Source organism: Cyanobium gracile PCC 6307, assembly GCF_000316515.1.
Taxonomy (GTDB): Bacteria; Cyanobacteriota; Cyanobacteriia; order PCC-6307; family Cyanobiaceae; genus Cyanobium; species Cyanobium gracile.
The window spans coordinates 1,050,305-1,070,197 of sequence record NC_019675.1 but is presented as its reverse complement, the minus strand read 5'-3'; the positions used below and the strand labels follow the sequence as shown (position 1 = coordinate 1,070,197).

Genomic DNA, 19,893 nt, shown 5'->3' with positions numbered 1-19,893 from the left:
CTCACACCTTGGTGGGCAGCGGCCGGCCCAGCAGCCCCCGCGGCCGTAGCAGAAGCACCAGGAACAGGAAGCCGTAGCTGACCGCATCCTTGTAACCCGACCAGTCGGCCGGCACGAAGGCCTCCGCCAGCCCGACGATCAGCCCGCCCAGCACCGCCCCCGGCACGCTGCCCAGCCCGCCGAGCACCAGCACCGCCAGCCCCTTGAGGCCGTAGCCGATGCCGAAGTAGGGCCCGGCGATGCTGACGCTCAGCCCCACCAGGCCGCCGGCCACGCCGGCCAGGAAGCCGCTGAGCCCGAAGGCCAGCCGCACCATGGCCGCGCTGTCGATGCCCAGCAGCTGGGCGGTTTCGGCGTCCTCCGCCACCGCCTGAAGCCCCTTGCCGTTGCGGCTGCCCTCCAGCCACAGGGTGAGCAGGGCGAGCAGCAGCACGGCGATCCCCAGCAGCAGGGCCTGGACCGTGCGCACCCGGGCACCCAGCAGGGGGAAGGAGGCCGGCAGGCCGCCGAGGGCGCTGGTGGGGATGGCGTAGCTCTCCGCCCCCACTAGGAGCTGGATCAGGTTCACCAGGATCACCCCCGCTCCCAGGCTGGTGATCAGGGCCAGCAGCGGGTCGGCCCGGCGGCGGCGCAGGGGCCGGAAGGCCACCCGCTCCACCAGCAGGGCCACCAGGGCCGCCCCCAGCCCCGCCAGGGGCAGGGCGCCCCAGAAGGGCAGGGCGAAGGGCAGCTGGAAGCCGGCCAGCAGACCGTTGGCCCCCACCGCGCCGCCGATCAGCAGGTAGGTGAAGTAGGCCCCCAGGGTGAACACGGCCCCATGGGCGAAGTTGATCACCCCCAGCACCGAGAACACCAGGGTGTAGCCGAGGGCGAACAGCCCGTACACCGCCCCCACCGACAGACCGTTGACCAGGATCTGGAGCAGGTCCACCCGTTGCTTACTTCAGCAGGGCGAAGCGTCCGCTGCGCCCGCCCGGATCCATGCGCACCTGGGCCACGAAGAACTGGCTCTGGATCACCTCACCCTCCGGGGTGAAGCGGATCTCCCCCAGGGGGGTGGCGTAGGTGCCGGCCAGGATCTCCTCCATCAGCGCCTTGCGCGCGTTCGTCAGGGTGGCCCCTTTCAGGGGCTGGCGTTGGTCGAGCCGCACCAGCGCGTCGCCGATCACCTGCAGGGCCGTGTAGGCCTGGGCCGTGAGCTGGGGCGGGATGGCGCCGCCCTTGGCCGCCTGGAAGGCCTTGAGGAAGGCCGTGTTGGCGGGGGTGTCCAGCTCGGGGCTGTAGGCCTGGGCGATCAGCAGCCCGTCGCAGTACTTCTGGCAGATCGGGTAGATGTTGGGGGTGTTCATGCCGTTGCCGGCCACGATCAGGCCCCGGTAACCCAGCTCCCGCAGCTGGCGGATCAGGTTGCCGCCGTCCACCGCCTGCAGCGACAGCACGATCAGGTCGGGCTTCTCCCGCAGGGCGGCGCTGATCTGGTTCTGGAAGTCCTGGTCGTTGAGCTGGGTGCGCTGCACCGTCACCGGATCGAGGCCCTTCTCCTTGAGGGCCTTCTGGAAGATGGTGGTCTCGGCGGTGCTGTAGGCGTCGTCCTGGGCGTAGAACACCGCCGCCCGCTTCAGGCCAGGCTGGATCGTCAGGGCCCGATCGATGGCCAGGGGGGCGATCACCGAGCTCTGGGCCGAGACCCGACTGATGAAGAAGCCGATCTCCGGGATGCCGGTGGCGGTGTTGGAGGGGGCCACCACCGGCACGCCGCGGCGCTGGGCGATGGGGTCGGCGGAGAAGGCCTGCTGGGAGAGGGTGGGGCCGATCAGGGCCAGCACACCCCGGTTGATCTGCAGGGTGAAGGCCGCGTTGGCTCCCGGTTCGTCGCTGCCGCTGTCCTCCAGCGCCAGCTTCAGGGGCTGGCCGTTGATGCCACCGGCGCCGTTGCGGTGCTGGAGCGCCAGCTCCAGGCCGATCTTCTGGTCCTGGCCGTAGACGTTGGCGTTGCCCGTCAGGGCGAGCACCGCGCCCACCGGCACGCCGCCGGCCACGTCGACGGGCTGGCTGCCGGGGTCGGTGGCGCAGCTCGCCAGCAGGGTCAGGGTCAGCAGCCCGGTGCCGACCCCCAGCAGACGGCCGACGCTCACGCCAGCGACAGGAAGACGTCCCGGAAGGCGTCGATGGTGGCGTCGATGTCGGCGTCACTGTGGGCCAGGGAGGTGAAGCCGGCCTCGAAGGCGCTCGGTGCCAAGTAGACGCCACGCTCGAGCATGCCGCGGTGCAGGCGGCCGAAGCGGACCGTGTCGGCGGCCTTGGCCTGCTCGAAGTTGTGCACCGGCCCCTCGCAGAGGAAGAAGCCGAACATGGCGCTGATGCTGCCGCCGCAGAAGGGGATGCCCGCCTCGGCGGCGGCGGCGCGGACGCCGTTGATGAGCCGCTTGGTGATGGTCTCCAGCCGCTCGTAGGTGCCGGGCTGGCTGAGCAGCTGCAGGGTCTTGATGCCGGCGGTCATGGCCAGGGGATTGCCGCTCAGGGTGCCTGCCTGGTACATGGGCCCAGCGGGCGCCACCATCGCCATGATGTCGGCCCGGCCGCCGTAGGCCCCCACCGGCAGGCCGCCGCCGATCACCTTGCCCATGGTGGTGAGGTCCGGGGTGACGCCGAAGCGGGCCTGGGCGCCGCCGTAGCTGATGCGGAAGCCGGTCATGACTTCGTCGAACACCAGCAGGGCGCCGTTTTCCTTGGTGAGTTCGCGCAGGCCCTCGAGGAAGCCGGGTTCGGGGGTGATGAAGCCCGCGTTGCCCACCACCGGCTCCAGGATCACCCCGGCGATCTCACCGGGGTTGTTGGCGAACAGCTGCTTGACCGACTCCAGGCAGTTGTAGGGGGCGGTGAGGGTGCCGGCGGTGACGGCGCGGGGCACACCGGGGGAGTCGGGCAGGCCCAGGGTGGCCACCCCGGAGCCCGCCTTGACCAGGAACATGTCGGCGTGGCCGTGGTAGCAGCCCTCGAACTTGATCACCTTCTCCCGGCCGGTGAAGGCGCGCATCAGCCGCAGCACGGCCATGCAGGCCTCGGTGCCGGAGTTGACGAAGCGCACCATCTCCACCGACGGCACGGCGGCGATGACCAGCTCCGCCAGCTCGTTCTCGAGCACGCAGGGGGCGCCGAAGCTGGTGCCCTTCTCCAGGGCCTGGTGGAGGGCGGCGATCACCTCCGGGTGGCTGTGGCCGCAGATGGCGGGCCCCCAGCTGCCGACGTAGTCGATGTAGAGGTTGCCGTCGACGTCCCAGGCATAGGCCCCCTTGACCCGGTCGAAGACGATCGGCTGGCCGCCCACCGACTTGAAGGCCCGCACGGGGGAACTGACGCCCCCGGGCATGAGTGTCTGGGCGGCGGCGAAGATCTCCTCGGATCGGGTGGTGAGGAGGGAAGGGGCCGAGGCGGGCGCTGAAGGGGTGGCCGAACTCAAGGCGGGATCCGCAGAAGGTGGACGCATTCGTTTCCCATCCTGACCCAGAAGGGTGCCGGGGTGCCGGGCGTCGGTAAGTTCGGAAGCAATGGCACCCCTTTCACCGGCCCACCGGACCCCTTCCGTGACGATCGACTGGGCCGCGATGGAGCGTGACTGCCGCTCCATGCTGCCGGCGCGGGCCGTGGTGGCGGCGCCCCAGGAGCTGCTGGCCTACGACTGCGACGGCCTCACCCTGCACCGGGCCCAGCCCCCCCTGGTGGTGCTGCCGGAGACCACCGAGCAGGTGGCCGCCATCCTGCGGCTGTGCCACCGCCGCGGCGTGCCCTTCCTGGCCCGCGGCAGCGGCACCGGCCTCTCGGGCGGCGCCCTGGCGGAGAACGGAGCGCTGGTGATCGCCACCAGCCGCATGCGCTCGATCCTGGATGTCGATCTGGCCAACCGCCGCATCACCGTCCAGCCGGGGGTGATCAACGGCTGGGTCACCCGGGCGGTGGCCGGCGACGGCTTCTATTACGCCCCCGACCCCTCCAGCCAGGTGGTGTGCTCGATCGGCGGCAACGTGGCCGAGAACTCCGGTGGGGTCCACTGCCTCAAGTACGGGGTCACCAGCAACCACGTGCTGGAGATGGAGGTGGTGCTCCCCGACGGCACGGTCACCATCCTGGGCAGCGGCCTCGCCGAGACCCCCGAGCTGGACCTGCGCGGGGTGTTCATCGGCAGCGAGGGCACCCTGGGCATCGCCACCGCCATCACCCTGCGGCTGCTGCGGGCGCCCCAGAGCGTGGCGGTGCTGCTGGCCGATTTCACCGCCATGGAGGCCGCCGGTGAGGCGGTGCGGCTGGTCACTGCCGCCGGGGTGCTGCCGGCCGGCATGGAGATCATGGACAACTTCACGATCAACGCCGTCGACGACCTGTTCGGCCGGGACGAATACCCCCGTGACGCCGCCGCGGTTCTCCTGATCGAACTGGACGGCCAGGAGCGGGAGGTGGCCGCCGCCGTGGAGATCGCCGGGGAGCTCTGCCGACAGGCCGGTGCCCGCACGATCCGGCGGGCCTCCAGCGAGGCCGACCGGGCCCTGCTTTGGAAGGGTCGCAAGTCCGCCTTCGCCGCCGTCGGCCGCATCACCCCCACCTACTACGTGCAGGACGGCGTCGTGCCCCGCAGCGCCCTGCCTTCGGTGCTGGCGGCGATCGAGGAGCTCAGCCGCCGCTACGAGCTGCCGGTGGCCAACGTGTTCCATGCCGGGGACGGCAATCTTCACCCCCTGATCCTGTATCGGGCCGATGAGCCCGGTGTGACCGACCGGGTGCAGGCGCTGGGGGCCGACATCCTGCGCCTCTGCATCGAGGCGGGCGGCAGCATCACCGGCGAGCACGGGGTGGGCAGCGACAAGCGCTGCTACCTCGACTGGATGTTCGCCCCCGATGACCTGGCCACCATGCGCCTGGTGCGGGAGGCCTTCGACCCGGCGGGCCTGGCCAACCCCGGCAAGATCTTCCCCACCCCGCGCAGCTGCGGCGAATCGGCCCGGCGCCAGGCGTCGTCGCTCACCGTGCGCCTCGATACCCTCCCCGCCGGTGGCGTCGAGTCGCCGAGCCGGGAGCCCCTCGACGTCTTCTGAGCCCGGCCGAGGGAACGGATCGCCGAGGGGACGGTTCTACGTTGGGGGGACCTTCTCCCCCTGGCGCTCCATGCCGATCCGCCCGATGGCCCGTCTGGGTGTCGCTCTGGGTGTCACGGGAGGTGCCGCGATGGGTGTGGCCGCCGGTGTCACGGTTGGCGCCACAGTCGGCCTTACAGGAGGTCTGCTGACCGCAGCCCCCGTCCGTGCCCAGTCTCCGGTCGTCAACCTGGTGGCCAAGAAGGTGATTGATCGCTACCAGAAATCCACCTGCGACCAGCTCTGGGCCGCTCGCAGCGAACGGCGTGGGTCCCAGGAGCAGCGCGTGCTCGACATGCTCAACGACGACCCCCAGCTGCGTCAGGGCTTCATCGACCAGGTCGCCGGCCCGGTGATGAACAAGCTGTTCGCCTGCGGGATGCTCCCCTGATCGCGGGCCTCAGCCCCCCCCGCTGAGCCACCAGCGCCCCAGGCCCACCGCGGTGGCGGCGCCGATCACGGGCAGGGCTCCGAGTCCCCGGCTCATCAGCACCAGGGCCACCAGCAGCACCAGCACGGCGCCGCCGTCGGGGGCGCCGCTGGGGGCCAGGGCCGGGCCGGCCAGGTAGAGCGCCAGACTCACGATCACCCCGACCACGGCGGCGGTGATGGCGGTGAGGGGGGCGCCGACGCGCAGGTCCTCGCGGCTGGCCTCCACCAGGGGGCCGCCGGCCAGGATGAACAGGAAGGAGGGCAGGAAGGTGAACCACACCACCACCAGGGCGGCCACCACGCCGGCCGACAGGGTGCCGCTGCCGTTCCAGCCCCCCATGAAGCCCACGAAGGCCACCACCATGATCAGTGGCCCCGGTGTGGTTTCGCCGAGGGCCAGCCCGTCCACCATCTGGGCGGCGTCCAGCCAGCCGTAGGTGTCGACCGCCCCCTGGGCCACATACGGGAGAACGGCATAGGCACCGCCGAAGCTGACCAGGGCCACCTTGGTGAAGAACCGGGCCATGGTGGCCAGCTGGCCGTCCCAGCCCCCCGCCAGCGTCAGCAGGGCCAGGGGCAGGCCGAGGGCCGCCCCGCCCCCGAGCAGGGTGAGGCCGAGTCCGGGCCAGCAGAAGCGGGCGTGGGCGGGGGTGGGGGTGTCGTCGCCGTGCAGGGCGGCCTCCGGGGGGGTGGCGCCCCCGGGCGCGCCGGGGGTCTGGGGTGAGGGGCCCCGGAACAGGGCCGGCCGCAGCCGACCGCCGATCCAGCCCACCAGGGCCGTGGCGATGATCAGGGCCGGGTAGGGCACCCGGCCCACGGCCAGGGCCAGGCAGGCCACCGCCGCGATCAGCGCCAGGGCGGGGTTGTGCAGTGTGCGCCGCCCCAGCCGCCAGGCCGCCTGGAGCACGATCCCGAGCACCGCCGGTTTGAGCGCCCAGAACACCGCCGCCAGCGCCGGCAGCTGGCCCCAGAGGGCGTAGATCGCCGAAAGGCTCAGCAGCACCACCACCGAGGGCAGCAGGAACAGGCCGCCGGCGATCAGGGCGCCGCCCAGGCCATGCATCAGCCAGCCCAGGTAGGTGGCCAGCTGGGTGGCCTCCGGCCCCGGCAGCAGCATGCAGTAGTTGAGGGCATGCAGGAAGCGACGCTCCGACAGCCAGCGCCGGCGCTCCACCAGCTCGGCATGGAGCAGCGCGATCTGGCCGGCCGGCCCGCCGAAGCTGACCAGCCCCAGCCGCAGCCAGAAGCGGGCGGCCGTGGTGAGGCTGAACGAATCTTTCACTGCCGATCGGCACCGCGAAGGCTCACAACTTAGTCAGCGGGATGTCCCCGGCCGTCGCCGAGCGGATGTGTTTCCAGTTACATCACGCCCACGATGGGAAAGCAGGATGAAGAGAAAGGATTGGCGATGGCAGGCAGCGATGGTCCTCTCACCAGAGCGGGCGAAAGGCCCGGCGAAAGGGCTGGCGAATGGACTGGCGGATGGAAGCCGCAGAAGCCGCCGGCCGAGCCAGTCCGTGGGGGCTCCTTCTTCAGTCCGTGGACGAACTGGCGGGCCTGGATGGTGATGCTGGGGGGTGTTCTTGTCGGCCAGGTGATCGGTTTCTCCCCCCAGTTGTTCGTTCTGATCGCGGCGGTCTGTCTGCTTTGCGGCTGGCTGTTCGATCGATGATCCAGGCCCACATCCTGCTGTGGTGTGAGTGACGTTATCCTCGATCGATTGTCGGTAGGACGATGGTGTCGCTAACCACCATTCGTGTCACAGTCTTTCTTCACACACGGTTCTCATGAAGCCCCCGTCGTTCACCAGCAGAGCCTCGCCCCGGTGCCCAACAACTTCGGCCCGACCCTGCTGCTGGTCCTGGGTCTGCTCACGGCCCCGCTGCTGATCGGGGTGCCGCTCCTTCTCCTGGGCCTGGCCCTGCTGCGCTCAGCCGATGGAGGCCCGGCGCTGCCGTCCCTCTCCCGTTTCGTGGCCCGCTGGCGTCAGGCCAGCGACTGCCGCAGGATCGATGCCAGCTGATCCTGTTCCGCCAGGAAGCCGTCGTGGCCGTGCTGGCTGTCGATCGCGCTGAAGCGGACGGGCCCACCGATCGCCCGGGCCATCTCCCGCTGGCTGTGGGGCGGGAAGAGCCGGTCGGAGCTCACCGACACCACGTGGGAGGGGGCGCTGATCCGGGCCAGGGCCGCGGCCACCCCGCCGCGTCCGCGGCCCACGTCATGGCCGGTCATTGCCTGGGTGAGAACGATGTAGCTGTTGGCATCGAAGCGCTCCAGAAACACGCCACCTTCCTCGACGCTTCCGTCCTCGATGCCCCCGTAGGTGCGTCGGGCCATGCGGCGGGCCCGGGCCAGCCCCGCCCGGGGCCCACCGCCGGGATGGTCGTAGAAGTCGCCGCCCAGGAAGGCCGGATCCTGCTGGATGGCCTCGATCTGGCTGCGGTGGCAGGCGTTGGTCCGCTCGGAGCAGCGGGCTGTTGTGGCCAGGAGCACCAGCCGCTCCAGCCGCCCGGGATGGGCGATCGCCCATTCCATGGCGCGCATGCCGCCCATGGAGCCCCCGATCACCGCCTGCCACCGCCGGATCTGGAGCCTGTCGCTGAAGGCCACTTCCGCCTCCACCTGGTCGCGGATCGTGAGCGCAGGGAAACGGCTCCCCCACGGCCTGCCGTCGGGGGCCGGGCTGCCGGGGCCGGTGCTGCCCTGGCAGCCCCCCAGCACGTTCGGACAGACCACGAAGAACCGGTCGGTGTCGATCGCCCGGCCCGGGCCGATCAGCCCATCCCACCAGCCTCGGCTGGGGTGGCCAGGGCCCGCCGGACCGGCGGCGTGGCTGTCGCCGCTGAATCCATGCAGGAGCAGCACCCCGTTGCTGCGGGAGGCATTGGGCTGCCCCCAGCTCTCATGGGCGATCGTGATCGGCCCCAGGGTGTCCCCGGATTCCAGCCGCAACGGCTGCTCGCCGAACAGCTCGAGGACGTGCCGATGGTCGGCGCGAGGGTTCGTCTGGGTGGTCGTCAAGGTCAGGCCTCCTGCGGCGACGCCAGGCGGAAGAGCTGGGGCCACCCCATGCGTTGCCGTCCGGCCACGGGCAGGTCCTGGTGTTGCCAGGCCCCGAATCCACCGGCGAGATGGCGGATGCGACGGGCATGGCCCTGCGTCTGGAGCTGTTCGATCGTCGTGGCCGAATGTCGGGTGCTCTCGCCCACCAGGATCAGGTCGCCATCGGGGAGCTCGCCGCTGATGAGCCAGCCGCTGGGAATGTTGTGACTCCCCGGGACATGGCTGCGGCGATAGCGGCTCCTGGCGCGCAGATCGATGATCAGTGCCGGTGCATCAGAGCCGTTGGGGCCTGAGCCGGCCAGCAGGCGCAGGAGTTGCCGGGGGGAGAGGAGCTCATCGCGAAGGCCTGTGGATTCCGCTTTTTGGAGGGTGGTTGCCATGGGGATCCTTGTTGCGATGCCTCAATCTTCAGGCCCGATGACCTTAACTCCGGTAATCCGGGCAACAAACCGTTGAAAGTAGCCTTTCCGCCAAAACGTTGCACCGATGCCATCCAGGACTGCCGTTCCCGAGCACCGCCCATGAAAAAGGATCCTGCCGAACAGCAGGATCCTTGTATTCCCTTACTCGCACTCCTTCGGAGCACTCCGACAGGGTGCTCTGCTCCTGTCGCTTCGGTCGTGGTTGTGAACACATGGCTGAAGACCTGAACGCACAGGCTGCTCCCCTGAGGCAGGTCATGCTGAAGGCGAAAAGGATTCTTCCTCCGTTCCGCATGGGCTATCACCACGACCACGATGGCTTCCGGGAGCGTCAGGACTCCCTCTGCGATCGGGAGTACCTCACGCGCGCCAAGCGCCAGGATCTCCAACCCCTGGAGGTGCGCCGTCTGCTCTGGGAGGGAGCCACCCTGGTGCAGCGAAAGCATCCGCTCGGTGATGCCCTCCAGGGAGCCGTCCAGCTGGAGGCGGACATGGAGCCGGATCGGATCCGCGCCCTGCTGCCCGACGTGGCCTGGCCCCTGCTTTGTCTCGGACGGGGCAGTGGCGGAGCGATCCAGGCGTCAGCCGTTCAGCTGGCGGAGGACCTGCTCGACCTGGGTTACCGCCACGTCTTCTGCCTGGCTTAGGGGATGGGGGTGACGGGAGCTCCAGGGGGCTGGTGCCGCACCACTTCGCCCCCCACCAGCAGGACGGCCTCGCCGGCCTGAAGCGGCAGCCATTCCTCATCCCGGGTCAGCGGTTCGGTGCTGACGATCGTCACGACGTCGTCGACGCCGGCCAGCTCGGAGAAGTCGACGCTCAGGTCGTCATCGGCCAGGGTGGCCCGGCCGAACGGGGCCCGGCGGGTGATGCGGTGCAGCCGGCTGCTGGCGTGGGCGAACAGCCAGCTGCCGTTGCTGATCAGACAGTTGAAGGTGCCCTGCTGCTCCAGCTGCTGGGCGCACCGCACCAGCGTCGCAAAGATGCTGTCCAGGTCTGCCGGATCGGCATCGGCGGCGTTCAGTTGCTCCAGGATCCAGCAGAAGGCCACTTCGCTGTCGGTGGATCCCTCCGGAACGAACAGCCCGGTGGCAGGCAGTGGCCCCAGCAGGTTGCCGTTGTGGGCGAACACCCATTCCCGCCCTTGCCAGCGCCGGTGGAAGGGGTGGCAGTTCTCCAGGGCCACCACCCCCTGGGTCGCCTTGCGGATGTGGGCGATCGAGCAGTGGGCGCGCAGGTCCAGGCTGGCCACCTGGGCGGCGATCGGCGAGAAGGCGGCCGGGGCGTCCTCCCGGTACAGATGCACCCCGCGGCCATCGGGGTCGAAGCTGGCCACCCCCCAGCCGTCCCCGTGGCAGCCGGTGGCGCCCCCCCGGCGGGTGAGGCCATGGAAGGAGAAGCGCATGTCGGTGGGGGTGTTGGCGCTGAGGGCCAGCAGTTCACACATCACCCGAGGTCCACCGAGGCCCCCATTCTCCCCGCCGGGGCGGACCCGGTTCAGCGGGAGCTGCTGAACAGCTGGTCCCAGACCCCGTTCTTGCCGAAGAAGGTGTCGTTGATCTGCTTCCAGCCGCCGAAGTCGCCGGCGATGAAGAGCTGCTTCACCGGTGCGAAGCGGTCCTTCACCCGGCTCCACACGCCCGGACTCACCGGACGGAAGCCCTCCTCGGCGAAGATCTCCTGGGCCGGCTCGCTCTGGAGATAGGCGGCCAGGGCCTCAGCCGCCTTGCGGGTGCCCTTGCGATCCACATTGCGGTCGACGACGGTCACCGGGCCCTCGATGCGGATGTTGACCTCGGGCACGATGAAGGGGGCCTTGAGGTCGCCGCTGCGCTTGGCCAGGATCGCCTCGTTCTCGTAGTTGAGTAGCACGTCGCCCTGGCCGCGCTTGAGGAACACGTCACTAGCCTCGCGGGCGTCCTTGGGCAGGTTGTCCACGTTGCGGTAGACCGAACTGACGTAGGCCTTGGCCTGGGCCTCACTTCCGCCGGTCTGGCTGATCGAGCCCCACAGCCCCAGGAAGTTCCAGCGGGCGCCGCCGGAGGTCTTGGGATTGGCCGTCACCACGGTGACGCCCGGCTTGGCCAGGTCGGCCCAGGTCCGCACCCCTTTGGGGTTGCCGTCGCGGGTCACGAAGGCCACCACCGAGTGGGTGATGATCGAGCCGCCGGGCAGGTCCTTCTCCCACCCCGGCTGCACCAGCTCCGCTTCCTGGAGCTTGAGCACGTCACCGGCCAGGGCGAGGGTGGCCACGTCGGCATCGAGGCCGTCGATGATCGCCCGGGTCTGGGAGCCGGAGCCGCCATAGCTGGTCTTGACGCTGATGGTCTGGCCGGTTCTGGCCTTCCAGTCGGCTTCGAACTTGGGCAGGATCCGGTCGTAGGCCCCCTTGGTCACGGCGTAGCTCACCAGCAGCAGTTCCTGGGGAGCACCGCCGGCATCGGCACCGGCACCGCCGCCACCCTCGGGCCGGGGGCTGCAGCCGGTCAGGGCCAGGCCCCCGAGCAGGAGGCCGGTGATGGCCAGCGGGGCGGCGGAACGGGCCAAGGGGGAAACCACGGTTTTCTGATCGACAATCCGGCAGAGCATACACCGGTATCCCGATCGGCTATCCAAGTCCCCTTGCGTTCCTGGCCTGCCCCCCTGGCCTCTCCGTTCCCCCGCTCAGGGGGCCGGCTGCTGGATCAGCGGGACTTGGAGAAGATCGAATCCCAGAGCCCTCCTTTGCCGAAGAACCGCTTGTTGATGGTGTCCCAGCCGCCGAAGTCCCGGGCGGTGAACAGCTTCGAGACCGGAGCGAATCGGGATCGCGTCTCCGCCTTCACCTTGGCGTTGACGGGTCGGAATCCCTCCTCGGCGAAGGCCCGCTGGGCCGGCTCGCTGTACAGATACCTGGCGAAAGCCTCGGCCACCTTGCGGGTTCCCTTGCGGTCCACGTTCCTGTCGACGACGGCGATCGGTCCTTCGATCAGGATGTTGGTGGTGGGAACGATGTAGGGGGTTGTCCAGGTGCCGCTCTTCCTGGCAAGGATCGCTTCGTTCTCGTAGTTGAGCAGCACATCACCCTGGTTGCGTTTCACGAACACGTCGGTCGCCTCACGGGCATCCTTGGGAAGGGTGTCCACATTGCGGTACACGTTGGTCACGAAGGCGCGGGCCCTGGCTTCGTTGCCGCCGGTTTCCGTCACCGAGCCCCAGAGACCCAGGAAGTTCCAGCGGGCGCCGCCGGAGGTCTTGGGATTGGCGGTGATCACCTCCACGTTCTTGTTGTCGAGATCGTTCCAGGTGCGGATCTTCTTCGGGTTGCCGGGCCGCACGAAGAAGGCGACCACCGAGTTGGTGATGATGCTGTTGTTGGGGTTCTCCTTCTCCCAGCCCGGACGGATCAGCCCCGCCTCCTGGAGCTTCAGGGTGTCGGCTGTCAGGGCCAGGCCGACCACATCCGCCGCCAGGCCGTCAATCACTGCCCGGGTCTGGGAGCCGGAGCCGCCATAGCTGGTGCGGATGACGACGCTCTGGCCGGTCCGCTTTTTCCAGTCGGCCGTGAACCGGGGAATGATCTTGTCGTAGGCCGCCTTGGTGACGGCATAGGACACCAGCAGCAGTTCCTGATTTTTCGCCGGTTGCTGGGCCTGGGCGTTCAGGGGCAGCAGGGTGCCGGAACCCCCCAGGGCGACGGCGACGGCCAGGGGGGCGGCCACCAGGCCGGGATGCCAAGGGCGGCGAGCGGCTGGCGTGACCGACGAAGAGAAGGGATGAAGCACTGTTGTCCGATGGGTGAACTGGTGAAACCTATCCCTCGAGCCACCGCGCCGATGTAGGGCGGATGACATCCCCTGGGTGTGGGGCCGGCGGCTGGCCCGGGGGTGGTGACTGTCACAATCCCCGTAAGACCACCGTGGATTCCCTTGGCCTTCAGCGCGAAAACCGGATACGGCCTCGTCTCGCTGATGGAGCTGGCCGCCATCCATTCCCGCGGCGGCGTGTTGCAGGTGGCGGAGATCGCCCAGCGCCAGGGCATCCCTGACCGCTATCTGGAGCAGATGCTTGCCAGCCTGCGCCGGGGCCAGATCCTGCGCAGCATCCGCGGGCCGAAGGGGGGCTACCAGCTGGCCCGGCCGCCGGCCGAGATCCGCGTTGATGACATCGTCAGCTGTCTGGAGGGGGATGTCTCGCCGCGCGGCGGTGGCGAGAGCGCCACACCTGAGTTCGAGGTGCTGGGCCGGCTGGAGGATCGGCTCGAAGAGGCCCGTCGCGCCATCCTCTCGGGCACCACCCTGCAGGACCTGCTGGACCAGCGCGATCACCTGGCCCAGGCCCAGGCGATGTACTTCATCTGAGCGGCCCGCGGCGGACCGTTAAATAGACCACATTGCCGATGGGGAATGTGAGGTATGGTTCTGGGGTCCCTGCAGGCTCCCCCATGTGCTGTTGTCGGCGAATGCCTGTTGCCAGCCGAGCGCTGGCTGTCCGCCCTGTCCTGAATCACCCGATCCCATCGCTGTCCGCCTGCGGCCATGACCACCTCACGCACGCCCCAGACCCTCCGCCTCACGCTCCTGCCCCATGACGTCCTGCCCGACGGGCTCCATTGGAAGATCCAGGACGGCTACATCCGCACCGCCTCCCACGACGAGGACGGTGAATCCTTCACCCTCGGCCTCTGGGGCCCGGGTGACTGGGTGACCAACGCCTACTCCACGCTGCGTCCGGTGGAGATCCAGTGCCTCTCCACGGTGGTGGTGGAGCAGGGCCATCCCAGCGAGGCCGAGATCCTGGCCTTCCTGCATCACCAGATCCGCAACACCGAAGAGCTGTTTGAGATCAACCGGGTCCGCGGCGCCGACTCACGGCTGCTGCGGCTGCTCCGCTGGATCGGCATCCGCTTCGGTCAGGTGAGCAGCCGCGGCTACCGCCTCTCCCTGCGGGACATGAACCTCACCCATCAGGCCCTGGCGGAGATCTGCGGCCTCACCCGGGTGACGGTCACCAAGACCCTCAACCATTTCAAGCGACTCGGCCTGCTGCATCAGGTGAGCGACACCGACCTGATGGTCAGCATCCCCTGAGCGCACCGACGCGTTTCAGCACCAACGTCCCGGAACCAACCGCTCAGCGCCGAGTTCTCGGCGCCCCATGTTCTGCACCCATTCCGTTCACCAACACCCACCGTCATGGCTGCCCAGTACTTCCGCTCCAGGCTCAATGAGCCCCATCCCCAGCATTTCACCCTCGTCTTCCGCAACGGTGAACTGCTGCGCCACCAGGATCCCCTGGCGGTGGCCCAGTACCTTGCCGATGCCCGTCTGGCGGAGGTTCATTCCGAACCGCCGCGCCGCCGCGCCGCAGCCGCCCAGATTGACTGATCAGATTGAGTAGTCCGGCTGGAAGGCGTGGGCCTGGCGGCTGATCACATGCAGTCGGTCGCCGGGCTTGAGGTTGGCGACGTCCGCCTCTTCGCGGGGGAACTGGGCCACCACCACCTCCTCGGAGTCGAGCACCAGTTCCGCCTGCAGGTCGCGGCCCATGTGGGTGAGGCGCCGCAGGCGGGCCGGCACCGTGCCCGGCTGGGGGGTGGCATGCACCTGCACGTGGTGGGGGCGCACGAAGATCCGGCCGTCCGCCGGCAGCGGCGGGACGGCATCGCGCCGCACGGGAAGGGAGCCGCTGGGCAGCTCGTTGACGGCGCCCACGAAGCTCATCACGAACGGGGAGGCGGGATGGTCGTAGATCTCCGCCGGGGATCCGATCTGCTCCACCCGGCCTTCGTTCATGACCACGATCCGATCGGCCACCTCCATGGCCTCCTCCTGGTCGTGGGTGACGATCACGGTGGTGACGTGCATCTCGTCGTGGAGATTGCGCAGCCAGGCGCGCAGTTCCTTGCGCACCTTGGCATCGAGGGCACTGAAGGGTTCATCCAGCAGCAGCACCCTGGGCTGCACCGCCAGGGCGCGGGCCAGGGCCACCCGCTGGCGCTGCCCGCCGGACAGCTGGGAGGGGTAGCGGTTGCCGTAGCCCCGCAGGTGCACGAGGTCGAGCAGTTCGTCGACCCGCCGGCGGATCGCCTCGGGCTTCCAGCGGCGCAGCTCCAGGCCGAAGGCCACGTTGCGACGCACGTTGCGGTGCTTGAACAGGGCGAAATGCTGGAAGACGAAGCCCACCTGGCGCTCCTGCACCGACCGTTCGGTCGCCTCCTCGCCGGTGATCCAGATGCGGCCGGCATCGGCCTCCTCGAGCCCGGCGATCAATCGCAGCAGGGTGCTCTTGCCCGACCCGGAGGGTCCGAGCAGGGCCACCAGGGAGCCGCTGTCCACGTCGACGCTGACGTCGTCGACGGCGCGGAAATCGCCGAAGTTCTTGCTGACGTTGGCGACGCGGATGCCCATCGAAACGGCCTGGGTGGCTGGAGGAACTGACTATACCGGTAAGCGCACCGCTGAACCGTCCTTTAGTCTGACGCCGTCGTCGCTCCCCGACCCCCTGCCCCGATGACCCCCGCCCTCCTGCGCCGCTGGCGCCCGCCGGCCCTGGCGTTGCCCAGCTGGCCCTGGCGCATCACCTGGACCTACCTGGGCCTGATCCTGATCCTGCCCCTGGGGGCCATGCTGCTCCGGGCCGCCGAGGTGGGGCCCGCCGGTTTCTGGGAGATGGCCACCACGCCGGAGGCGATCGCCACCTACAAGGTCAGCTTCGGTCTGGCCCTGGTGGCCAGCGTGATCAACGGCGTGTTCGGGCTGGTGGTGGCCTGGGCGCTGGTGCGCTGCCGCTTTCCGGGCCAGCGCCTGCTCGATGCCCTGATCGATCTGCCCTTCGCCCTTCCCACCGCCGTCGCCGGACTCGCCCTCACGGCCGTGTACAGCACCAACGGCTGGCTGGGCCAGCCACTCCACGAGGCCTTCGGCCTCAAGGTGGCCTTCGCCGCCCCGGGGGTGACCGTGGCGATGGTATTCATCTCCCTGCCCTTCGTGGTGCGCACCGTGGAGCCCGTGCTGCGTTCCCTCGAGAAGGAGCAGGAGGAGGCCTCCTGGTGCCTGGGGGCCACACCCCTGCAGACCACCGTGCGGGTGGTGCTGCCCCAGCTCCTGCCGGCGATCCTCGGCGGGGTGGCCCAGGGCTACAGCAGGGCCGTGGGGGAGTACGGCTCGGTGGTGATGATCTCCAGCAACGTGCCCTTCAGGGACCTGATCACCCCCACCCTGATCATCCAGAAGCTGGAGGAATACGACTTCGATGCCGCCACCGTGATCGGCGCGGTGATGCTGATCTTCTCCCTGCTGAGCCTCCTGGTGATCAACCTGCTGCAGGTGTGGGGCCAGCGCTACCAGGGCGATGCGGCCTGATCCCGCTTTCCGCCGGCCTGCCACCTGCCGCCATGCCGCCTCCTCCAGCCTTCACCCCCAGTCCTGTCCGCCTTCCGTTCCCGCCATCGGCTGTCCGCCATGACCATCGTCGTCCCCACCCTGGAGAGCCCCGCAGCCGTCCGGGCTCCCCGCCCCAGGTCCCGCCGCCCGGGCCCTGATCTGGCGGCGATCCTGATCCCCCTGATCGCCTGCCTCTACGTGGGGGTGGTGATCCTGCTGCCGGCCCTGAGCGTCGTGGCTTCGGCCTTCGCCCGCGGCCTGGGGCCCTTCCTGGAGAACTTCCAGTCCCACGAACTGATCTCGGCCCTGCGCCTCACCCTGCTCGCCACCGCCGTGGCAGTGCCCTGCAACGTCATCTTCGGCCTGGCCGCGGCCACGGCCATCGCCCGCCGCCAGTTCCGGGGCAAGGCCCTGCTGCTGAGCGTCATCGACCTGCCCTTCTCGATCTCACCGGTGGTGGTGGGCCTGATGCTGGTGTTGCTCTACAGCCCCAGCCATGGCCTGCTCGGGGGTGTCATCGAGAGCCTGGGCTGGAAGATCATCTTCTCCTGGCCGGGGATCGTGCTGGCCACGATCATCGTCACCTTCCCCTTCATGGCCCGGGAGGTGATCCCCCTGCTGGAGGAGGAGGGCTGGGAGCAGGAGGAGGCCGCCCGCACCCTTGGCGCCACCAACTGGCAGGTGTTCTGGAAGGTGACGCTCCCCTCGGTGCGCTGGGCCGCCCTCTACGGCCTGATCCTCACCACGGCCCGCGCCCTGGGCGAATTCGGCGCCGTCGCCGTGGTCAGCGGCAACATCGAGGGCCTCACCCAGACCCTGCCCCTGTTCGTGGAGGACGCCTACAAGAACTACCAGACCGAGCTGGCCTTCGGGGCGGCGATGGTGCTGGGGGGCGTGGCGATCGTGTCGCTGCTGCTCAAGCTCCTGGTGGAGCAGCTGCTGGAGCAGGACAAGAAGGCAAGCCGGAAGCCTCTGGACGGCTGACGGGGTTCTCCGCACAGCTCCCGGGCGCCTCGATCTGAAGGGTGCTGTGGGTGATGCCCAGCTGGGCGAGCCGCTGCCGGGCGAGGGACAGCAGCTCCCCATCGAGCGGTCCATCGCCGCGGCCGACCAGATGGGCCGTGAGGGCGGTGCGGGAGGTGCTCATGCCCCAGACGTGCAGATGGTGCACGTTTTCCACTCCGGGGAGGGCACGCAGGGCCGCCTCGACGGCGGCCAGGTCAATGCCCCGCGGCACGGCGTCGAGGCTGGCGCTCAGCGCCTCCACCAGCAACTCCCAGCCGCTCCAGGCCACCGCCAGCCCCACGCCGATGGCGGTGGCGGCATCCAGCCACATCCAGCCCACCAGCCCCACCAGCACGGCGCTGACCAGCACGGCGGCCGAGACGGCAGCATCGGTGAGCAGGTGCACCACCGCTGCCCGCCGGTTCAGGTCGTGGTGGTGGCCGGTGCCGAACAGCTGGGCCGAGAGCAGGTTGACCACAATGCCGGCCGCCGCCGCCCAGGCCACCGGGCCGCTGACCACCGGCACCGGATCCAGCAGCCGCTGCACCCCTTCGACGATCACCACACCGGCCGCCATCAGGATCAGGGCCGCGTTCATCAGCGAGGCCAGCTGGGTGCTGCGGCCGAAGCCGTAGGTGAAGCGGGCCGTGGCCGGCCGGGCACTGAGCCGTTCGGCCCCCCAGCCGAACAGCAGGCCGGCCACATCGCCGAGGTTGTGGATGGCATCGCCGATCAGGGCCAGGGAGCCGAAGCCGATGCCGATCGCCAACTGCAGCCCCGAGAGGCCGCTGTTGAGCAGCACACCCCAGAAGAAGGCCCTCGGCGAACCCTGCCGTTGCGGATGCCCGTGTTCGTGAGGTGGGTGCTGGTGGGAGTGGGACGCCATGGAGGCGTCTTAGCAGCGCTGACCTCGGCTGGCCTTCAGCTCTGGTAGTGGGAATCGAGCCAGCACCGGGGCAGGGCCTCCCCGGAGGGAAAGAACAGGTCGGCCTTGGCGTACTCCTGGGGGTCCTGCATCTCCTCGCCGCCATGGAGACGGCCCTGGACCCGGGTGTCGAAGGGGTTGAACAACTGCTTGACGTTCAACACCTCCACGAGGCCGGCGTCATCGTTGTGGCGTACCTTCAGAAACATCGCCCTGCTCCGGATCTCACTACCTTCAGTCTGGTGCCTCGGTGCCGGCATAGGTAGCGAGCGTGACATTTCTCCCTCGCCGCTGCCGGGTCCTCCGCGCTGATCTCCGTTCCATGGCCCATCACCAGATCCTGATCGTCGGCGGAGGGGCTGCGGGCCTCACCGTGGCCAGCCAGCTCAAGCGGGCCCGGCCCGGTCTGGAGATCGCGATCCTGGAGCCCTCCCCCGACCACTACTACCAACCGGGCTGGACCCTGGTGGGCGCGGGCGTCTTCACCCTCGAGCAGACCCGCCGCGCTGAGGCCGATCTGATCCCCGAAGGGGTGCGCTGGATCCGCGCCGCCGCCACCGGCTTCGATCCGGTGGCCGGCACCGTCACCAGCAGCGACGGCGAAACGCTCCACTACGACGCCCTGGTGGTGGCCACCGGCATCAAGCTCTGCTGGGACCGGATCAAGGGCCTGCCGGAGGCCCTGGGCACGGACGGCATCACCAGCAACTATTCCAAGGATCTGGTCGATTACACCTGGACGACGATCCAGGCCTTCACCGGCGGCAACGCGATCTTCACCTTCCCCGATACACCGATCAAGTGCGCCGGGGCGCCCCAGAAGATCATGTACCTGGCCGACGACGTCTTCAAGCGCTCGCCTGCGGTCGCGGCGGCCACCCGGGTGATCTACGCCACCGCCACACCGGGGATCTTCGCCATTCCCACCTTCGCCGAACCCCTGCGCCGGGTGGTGGCCCGCCGCGGCATCGAGCCCCACTATCAGCACACCCTCACCGAGGTGCGCGCCGCCAGCAAGGAGGCGGTCTTTGCCGTCAAGGACGGGGACACGGTGCGCGAAGAAGTGCTTCCCTTCGGCATGCTGCACGTCACCCCGCCGATGGCGGCCCCTGATGTGGTGGCCACCAGCCCCCTGGCGGTGGCCGGACCGGGCGGCTGGGTGGAGGTGGACAAGTTCACCACCCAGCACGTGCGCCATCCCAACGTCTTCTCCCTCGGCGACGTCTCCTCGCTACCCAATTCCAAGACCGCTGCCGCGGTGCGGGGCCAGGCGCCGGTGCTGGTGGCCAACCTGCTGGCCCACCTCGATGGCCAGCCCCTGGCCGCCCGCTACGACGGCTACGCCTGCTGCCCGTTGATCACCGGCTACGGGAGGGTGATCATGGCCGAGTTCAATTACGACGCCCAGCCCGTTCCCTCCTTTCCCCTCGATCCCACCCAGGAGCGCTGGAGCATGTGGGTGGTGAAGAAGGACGTGCTGCCCTGGATCTACTGGAACCGCATGCTCAAGGGATGCCAGCACGAGCGGCGCTTCGTGCCGGGGGCGGCGAGCTGAC

The 19,893-nt window shown here is 69.3% G+C and carries 23 protein-coding genes; 11 read left to right on the top strand and 12 right to left on the bottom strand.

Translation table 11 applies throughout. The features are described 5' to 3' along the window. Window position 1: 1 nt before the first annotated feature. The 3 genes from CYAGR_RS05110 to hemL are packed head-to-tail and all read right to left on the bottom strand — an operon-like array spanning window position 2 to window position 3,487. Entirely contained in the window at window positions 2-931 is a 930-nt protein-coding gene (locus CYAGR_RS05110; protein ID WP_015108719.1) for a branched-chain amino acid ABC transporter permease, read from the bottom strand. Between the two features lie 7 nt (window positions 932-938). Beyond that, window positions 939-2,135: an ABC transporter substrate-binding protein gene (locus tag CYAGR_RS05105; RefSeq protein WP_015108718.1), complete on the bottom strand. Its 1,197-nt coding sequence runs from the start codon at window positions 2,133-2,135 to the stop codon at window positions 939-941. Further along, on the bottom strand, window positions 2,132-3,487 hold the full coding sequence (gene hemL / locus CYAGR_RS05100) for a glutamate-1-semialdehyde 2,1-aminomutase (RefSeq protein ID WP_051017044.1): 1,356 nt from the start codon (window positions 3,485-3,487) through the stop codon (window positions 2,132-2,134). Before hemL ends, CYAGR_RS05105 begins: the two co-directional genes overlap by 4 nt. A gap of 118 nt (window positions 3,488-3,605) precedes the next feature. Between hemL and CYAGR_RS05095 the strand changes: the two genes are divergently transcribed. Both CYAGR_RS05095 and CYAGR_RS05090 read left to right on the top strand, forming a co-directional pair. Continuing rightward, complete coding sequence (locus CYAGR_RS05095; protein ID WP_051017197.1) at window positions 3,606-5,087, top strand: FAD-linked oxidase C-terminal domain-containing protein; 1,482 nt, start codon at window positions 3,606-3,608, stop codon at window positions 5,085-5,087. A 70-nt stretch (window positions 5,088-5,157) separates the two neighbouring features. Next, a complete protein-coding gene (locus CYAGR_RS05090; RefSeq protein WP_015108715.1) occupies window positions 5,158-5,517 on the top strand; it encodes a hypothetical protein in 360 nt (119 codons plus the stop codon). A 9-nt stretch (window positions 5,518-5,526) separates the two neighbouring features. Here the strand turns inward: CYAGR_RS05090 and chrA are convergent, their stop codons facing one another. Further along, entirely contained in the window at window positions 5,527-6,840 is a 1,314-nt protein-coding gene (gene chrA / locus CYAGR_RS05085) for a chromate efflux transporter (RefSeq protein ID WP_015108714.1), read from the bottom strand. Window positions 6,841-6,933: 93 nt separating this feature from the next. Between chrA and CYAGR_RS18160 the strand changes: the two genes are divergently transcribed. Then, on the top strand, window positions 6,934-7,230 hold the full coding sequence (locus tag CYAGR_RS18160; protein WP_156818388.1) for a hypothetical protein: 297 nt from the start codon (window positions 6,934-6,936) through the stop codon (window positions 7,228-7,230). 153 nt (window positions 7,231-7,383) lie between these two features. Further along, on the top strand, window positions 7,384-7,581 hold the full coding sequence (locus CYAGR_RS05080; protein ID WP_015108712.1) for a hypothetical protein: 198 nt from the start codon (window positions 7,384-7,386) through the stop codon (window positions 7,579-7,581). Here the strand turns inward: CYAGR_RS05080 and CYAGR_RS05075 are convergent. Both CYAGR_RS05075 and CYAGR_RS05070 read right to left on the bottom strand, forming a co-directional pair. Next, on the bottom strand, window positions 7,545-8,579 hold the full coding sequence (locus tag CYAGR_RS05075; RefSeq protein WP_015108711.1) for a homoserine O-acetyltransferase family protein: 1,035 nt from the start codon (window positions 8,577-8,579) through the stop codon (window positions 7,545-7,547). The two genes, CYAGR_RS05080 and CYAGR_RS05075, sit on opposite strands and share 37 nt — an antisense overlap. 2 nt (window positions 8,580-8,581) lie before the next feature. Beyond that, window positions 8,582-9,001, bottom strand: coding sequence for a rhodanese-like domain-containing protein (locus CYAGR_RS05070; protein WP_015108710.1), 420 nt, complete (start codon window positions 8,999-9,001; stop codon window positions 8,582-8,584). Window positions 9,002-9,300: 299 nt separating this feature from the next. Between CYAGR_RS05070 and CYAGR_RS05065 the strand changes: the two genes are divergently transcribed. Further along, entirely contained in the window at window positions 9,301-9,690 is a 390-nt protein-coding gene (locus tag CYAGR_RS05065) for a hypothetical protein (protein ID WP_015108709.1), read from the top strand. Here the strand turns inward: CYAGR_RS05065 and CYAGR_RS05060 are convergent. The 3 genes from CYAGR_RS05060 to CYAGR_RS05050 all read right to left on the bottom strand — a co-directional run bounded on the left by CYAGR_RS05060 (window position 9,687) and on the right by CYAGR_RS05050 (window position 12,744). Then, window positions 9,687-10,490 carry a class II glutamine amidotransferase gene (locus tag CYAGR_RS05060; RefSeq protein ID WP_015108708.1) on the bottom strand — a complete coding sequence of 268 codons (804 nt, stop codon included), beginning with the start codon at window positions 10,488-10,490 and terminating at the stop codon, window positions 9,687-9,689. The two genes, CYAGR_RS05065 and CYAGR_RS05060, sit on opposite strands and share 4 nt — an antisense overlap. A gap of 50 nt (window positions 10,491-10,540) precedes the next feature. After that, window positions 10,541-11,590: a sulfate ABC transporter substrate-binding protein gene (locus tag CYAGR_RS05055; RefSeq protein WP_043325451.1), complete on the bottom strand. Its 1,050-nt coding sequence runs from the start codon at window positions 11,588-11,590 to the stop codon at window positions 10,541-10,543. A gap of 137 nt (window positions 11,591-11,727) precedes the next feature. Next, a complete protein-coding gene (locus tag CYAGR_RS05050; RefSeq protein WP_015108706.1) occupies window positions 11,728-12,744 on the bottom strand; it encodes a sulfate ABC transporter substrate-binding protein in 1,017 nt (338 codons plus the stop codon). Window positions 12,745-12,951: 207 nt separating this feature from the next. On the opposite strand from CYAGR_RS05050, the gene CYAGR_RS05045 reads away from it, so the two are divergent. The 3 genes from CYAGR_RS05045 (at window position 12,952) to CYAGR_RS05035 (ending at window position 14,409) form a co-directional block, all read left to right on the top strand. Beyond that, window positions 12,952-13,383, top strand: coding sequence for an RrF2 family transcriptional regulator (locus tag CYAGR_RS05045; protein ID WP_015108705.1), 432 nt, complete (start codon window positions 12,952-12,954; stop codon window positions 13,381-13,383). A gap of 177 nt (window positions 13,384-13,560) precedes the next feature. Continuing rightward, window positions 13,561-14,112, top strand: a complete 552-nt coding sequence (locus CYAGR_RS05040) for a Crp/Fnr family transcriptional regulator (protein WP_015108704.1) — start codon at window positions 13,561-13,563, stop codon at window positions 14,110-14,112. 105 nt (window positions 14,113-14,217) lie between these two features. Beyond that, window positions 14,218-14,409, top strand: a complete 192-nt coding sequence (locus tag CYAGR_RS05035; protein ID WP_015108703.1) for a hypothetical protein — start codon at window positions 14,218-14,220, stop codon at window positions 14,407-14,409. On the opposite strand, the gene CYAGR_RS05030 is transcribed toward CYAGR_RS05035, so the two are convergent. Further along, on the bottom strand, window positions 14,410-15,432 hold the full coding sequence (locus CYAGR_RS05030) for a sulfate/molybdate ABC transporter ATP-binding protein (RefSeq protein WP_015108702.1): 1,023 nt from the start codon (window positions 15,430-15,432) through the stop codon (window positions 14,410-14,412). Window positions 15,433-15,534: 102 nt separating this feature from the next. Here CYAGR_RS05030 and cysT point away from each other — a divergent pair, with 102 nt between their 5' ends. Both cysT and cysW read left to right on the top strand, forming a co-directional pair. Further along, entirely contained in the window at window positions 15,535-16,386 is an 852-nt protein-coding gene (gene cysT / locus CYAGR_RS05025; RefSeq protein WP_015108701.1) for a sulfate ABC transporter permease subunit CysT, read from the top strand. A gap of 99 nt (window positions 16,387-16,485) precedes the next feature. Further along, window positions 16,486-17,391 (top strand): sulfate ABC transporter permease subunit CysW, encoded by a 906-nt coding sequence (gene cysW, locus CYAGR_RS05020; protein WP_015108700.1) that lies wholly within the window; start codon window positions 16,486-16,488, stop codon window positions 17,389-17,391. On the opposite strand, the gene CYAGR_RS05015 is transcribed toward cysW, so the two are convergent. Together CYAGR_RS05015 and CYAGR_RS05010 are read right to left on the bottom strand one after the other, a co-directional pair. Then, window positions 17,324-18,298: a cation diffusion facilitator family transporter gene (locus tag CYAGR_RS05015; RefSeq protein ID WP_015108699.1), complete on the bottom strand. Its 975-nt coding sequence runs from the start codon at window positions 18,296-18,298 to the stop codon at window positions 17,324-17,326. The two genes, cysW and CYAGR_RS05015, sit on opposite strands and share 68 nt — an antisense overlap. 35 nt (window positions 18,299-18,333) lie before the next feature. Beyond that, window positions 18,334-18,546: a hypothetical protein gene (locus CYAGR_RS05010; protein ID WP_015108698.1), complete on the bottom strand. Its 213-nt coding sequence runs from the start codon at window positions 18,544-18,546 to the stop codon at window positions 18,334-18,336. Window positions 18,547-18,659: 113 nt separating this feature from the next. On the opposite strand from CYAGR_RS05010, the gene CYAGR_RS05005 reads away from it, so the two are divergent. Beyond that, window positions 18,660-19,892, top strand: coding sequence for an NAD(P)/FAD-dependent oxidoreductase (locus CYAGR_RS05005; RefSeq protein ID WP_015108697.1), 1,233 nt, complete (start codon window positions 18,660-18,662; stop codon window positions 19,890-19,892). Window position 19,893 lies beyond the last annotated feature (1 nt).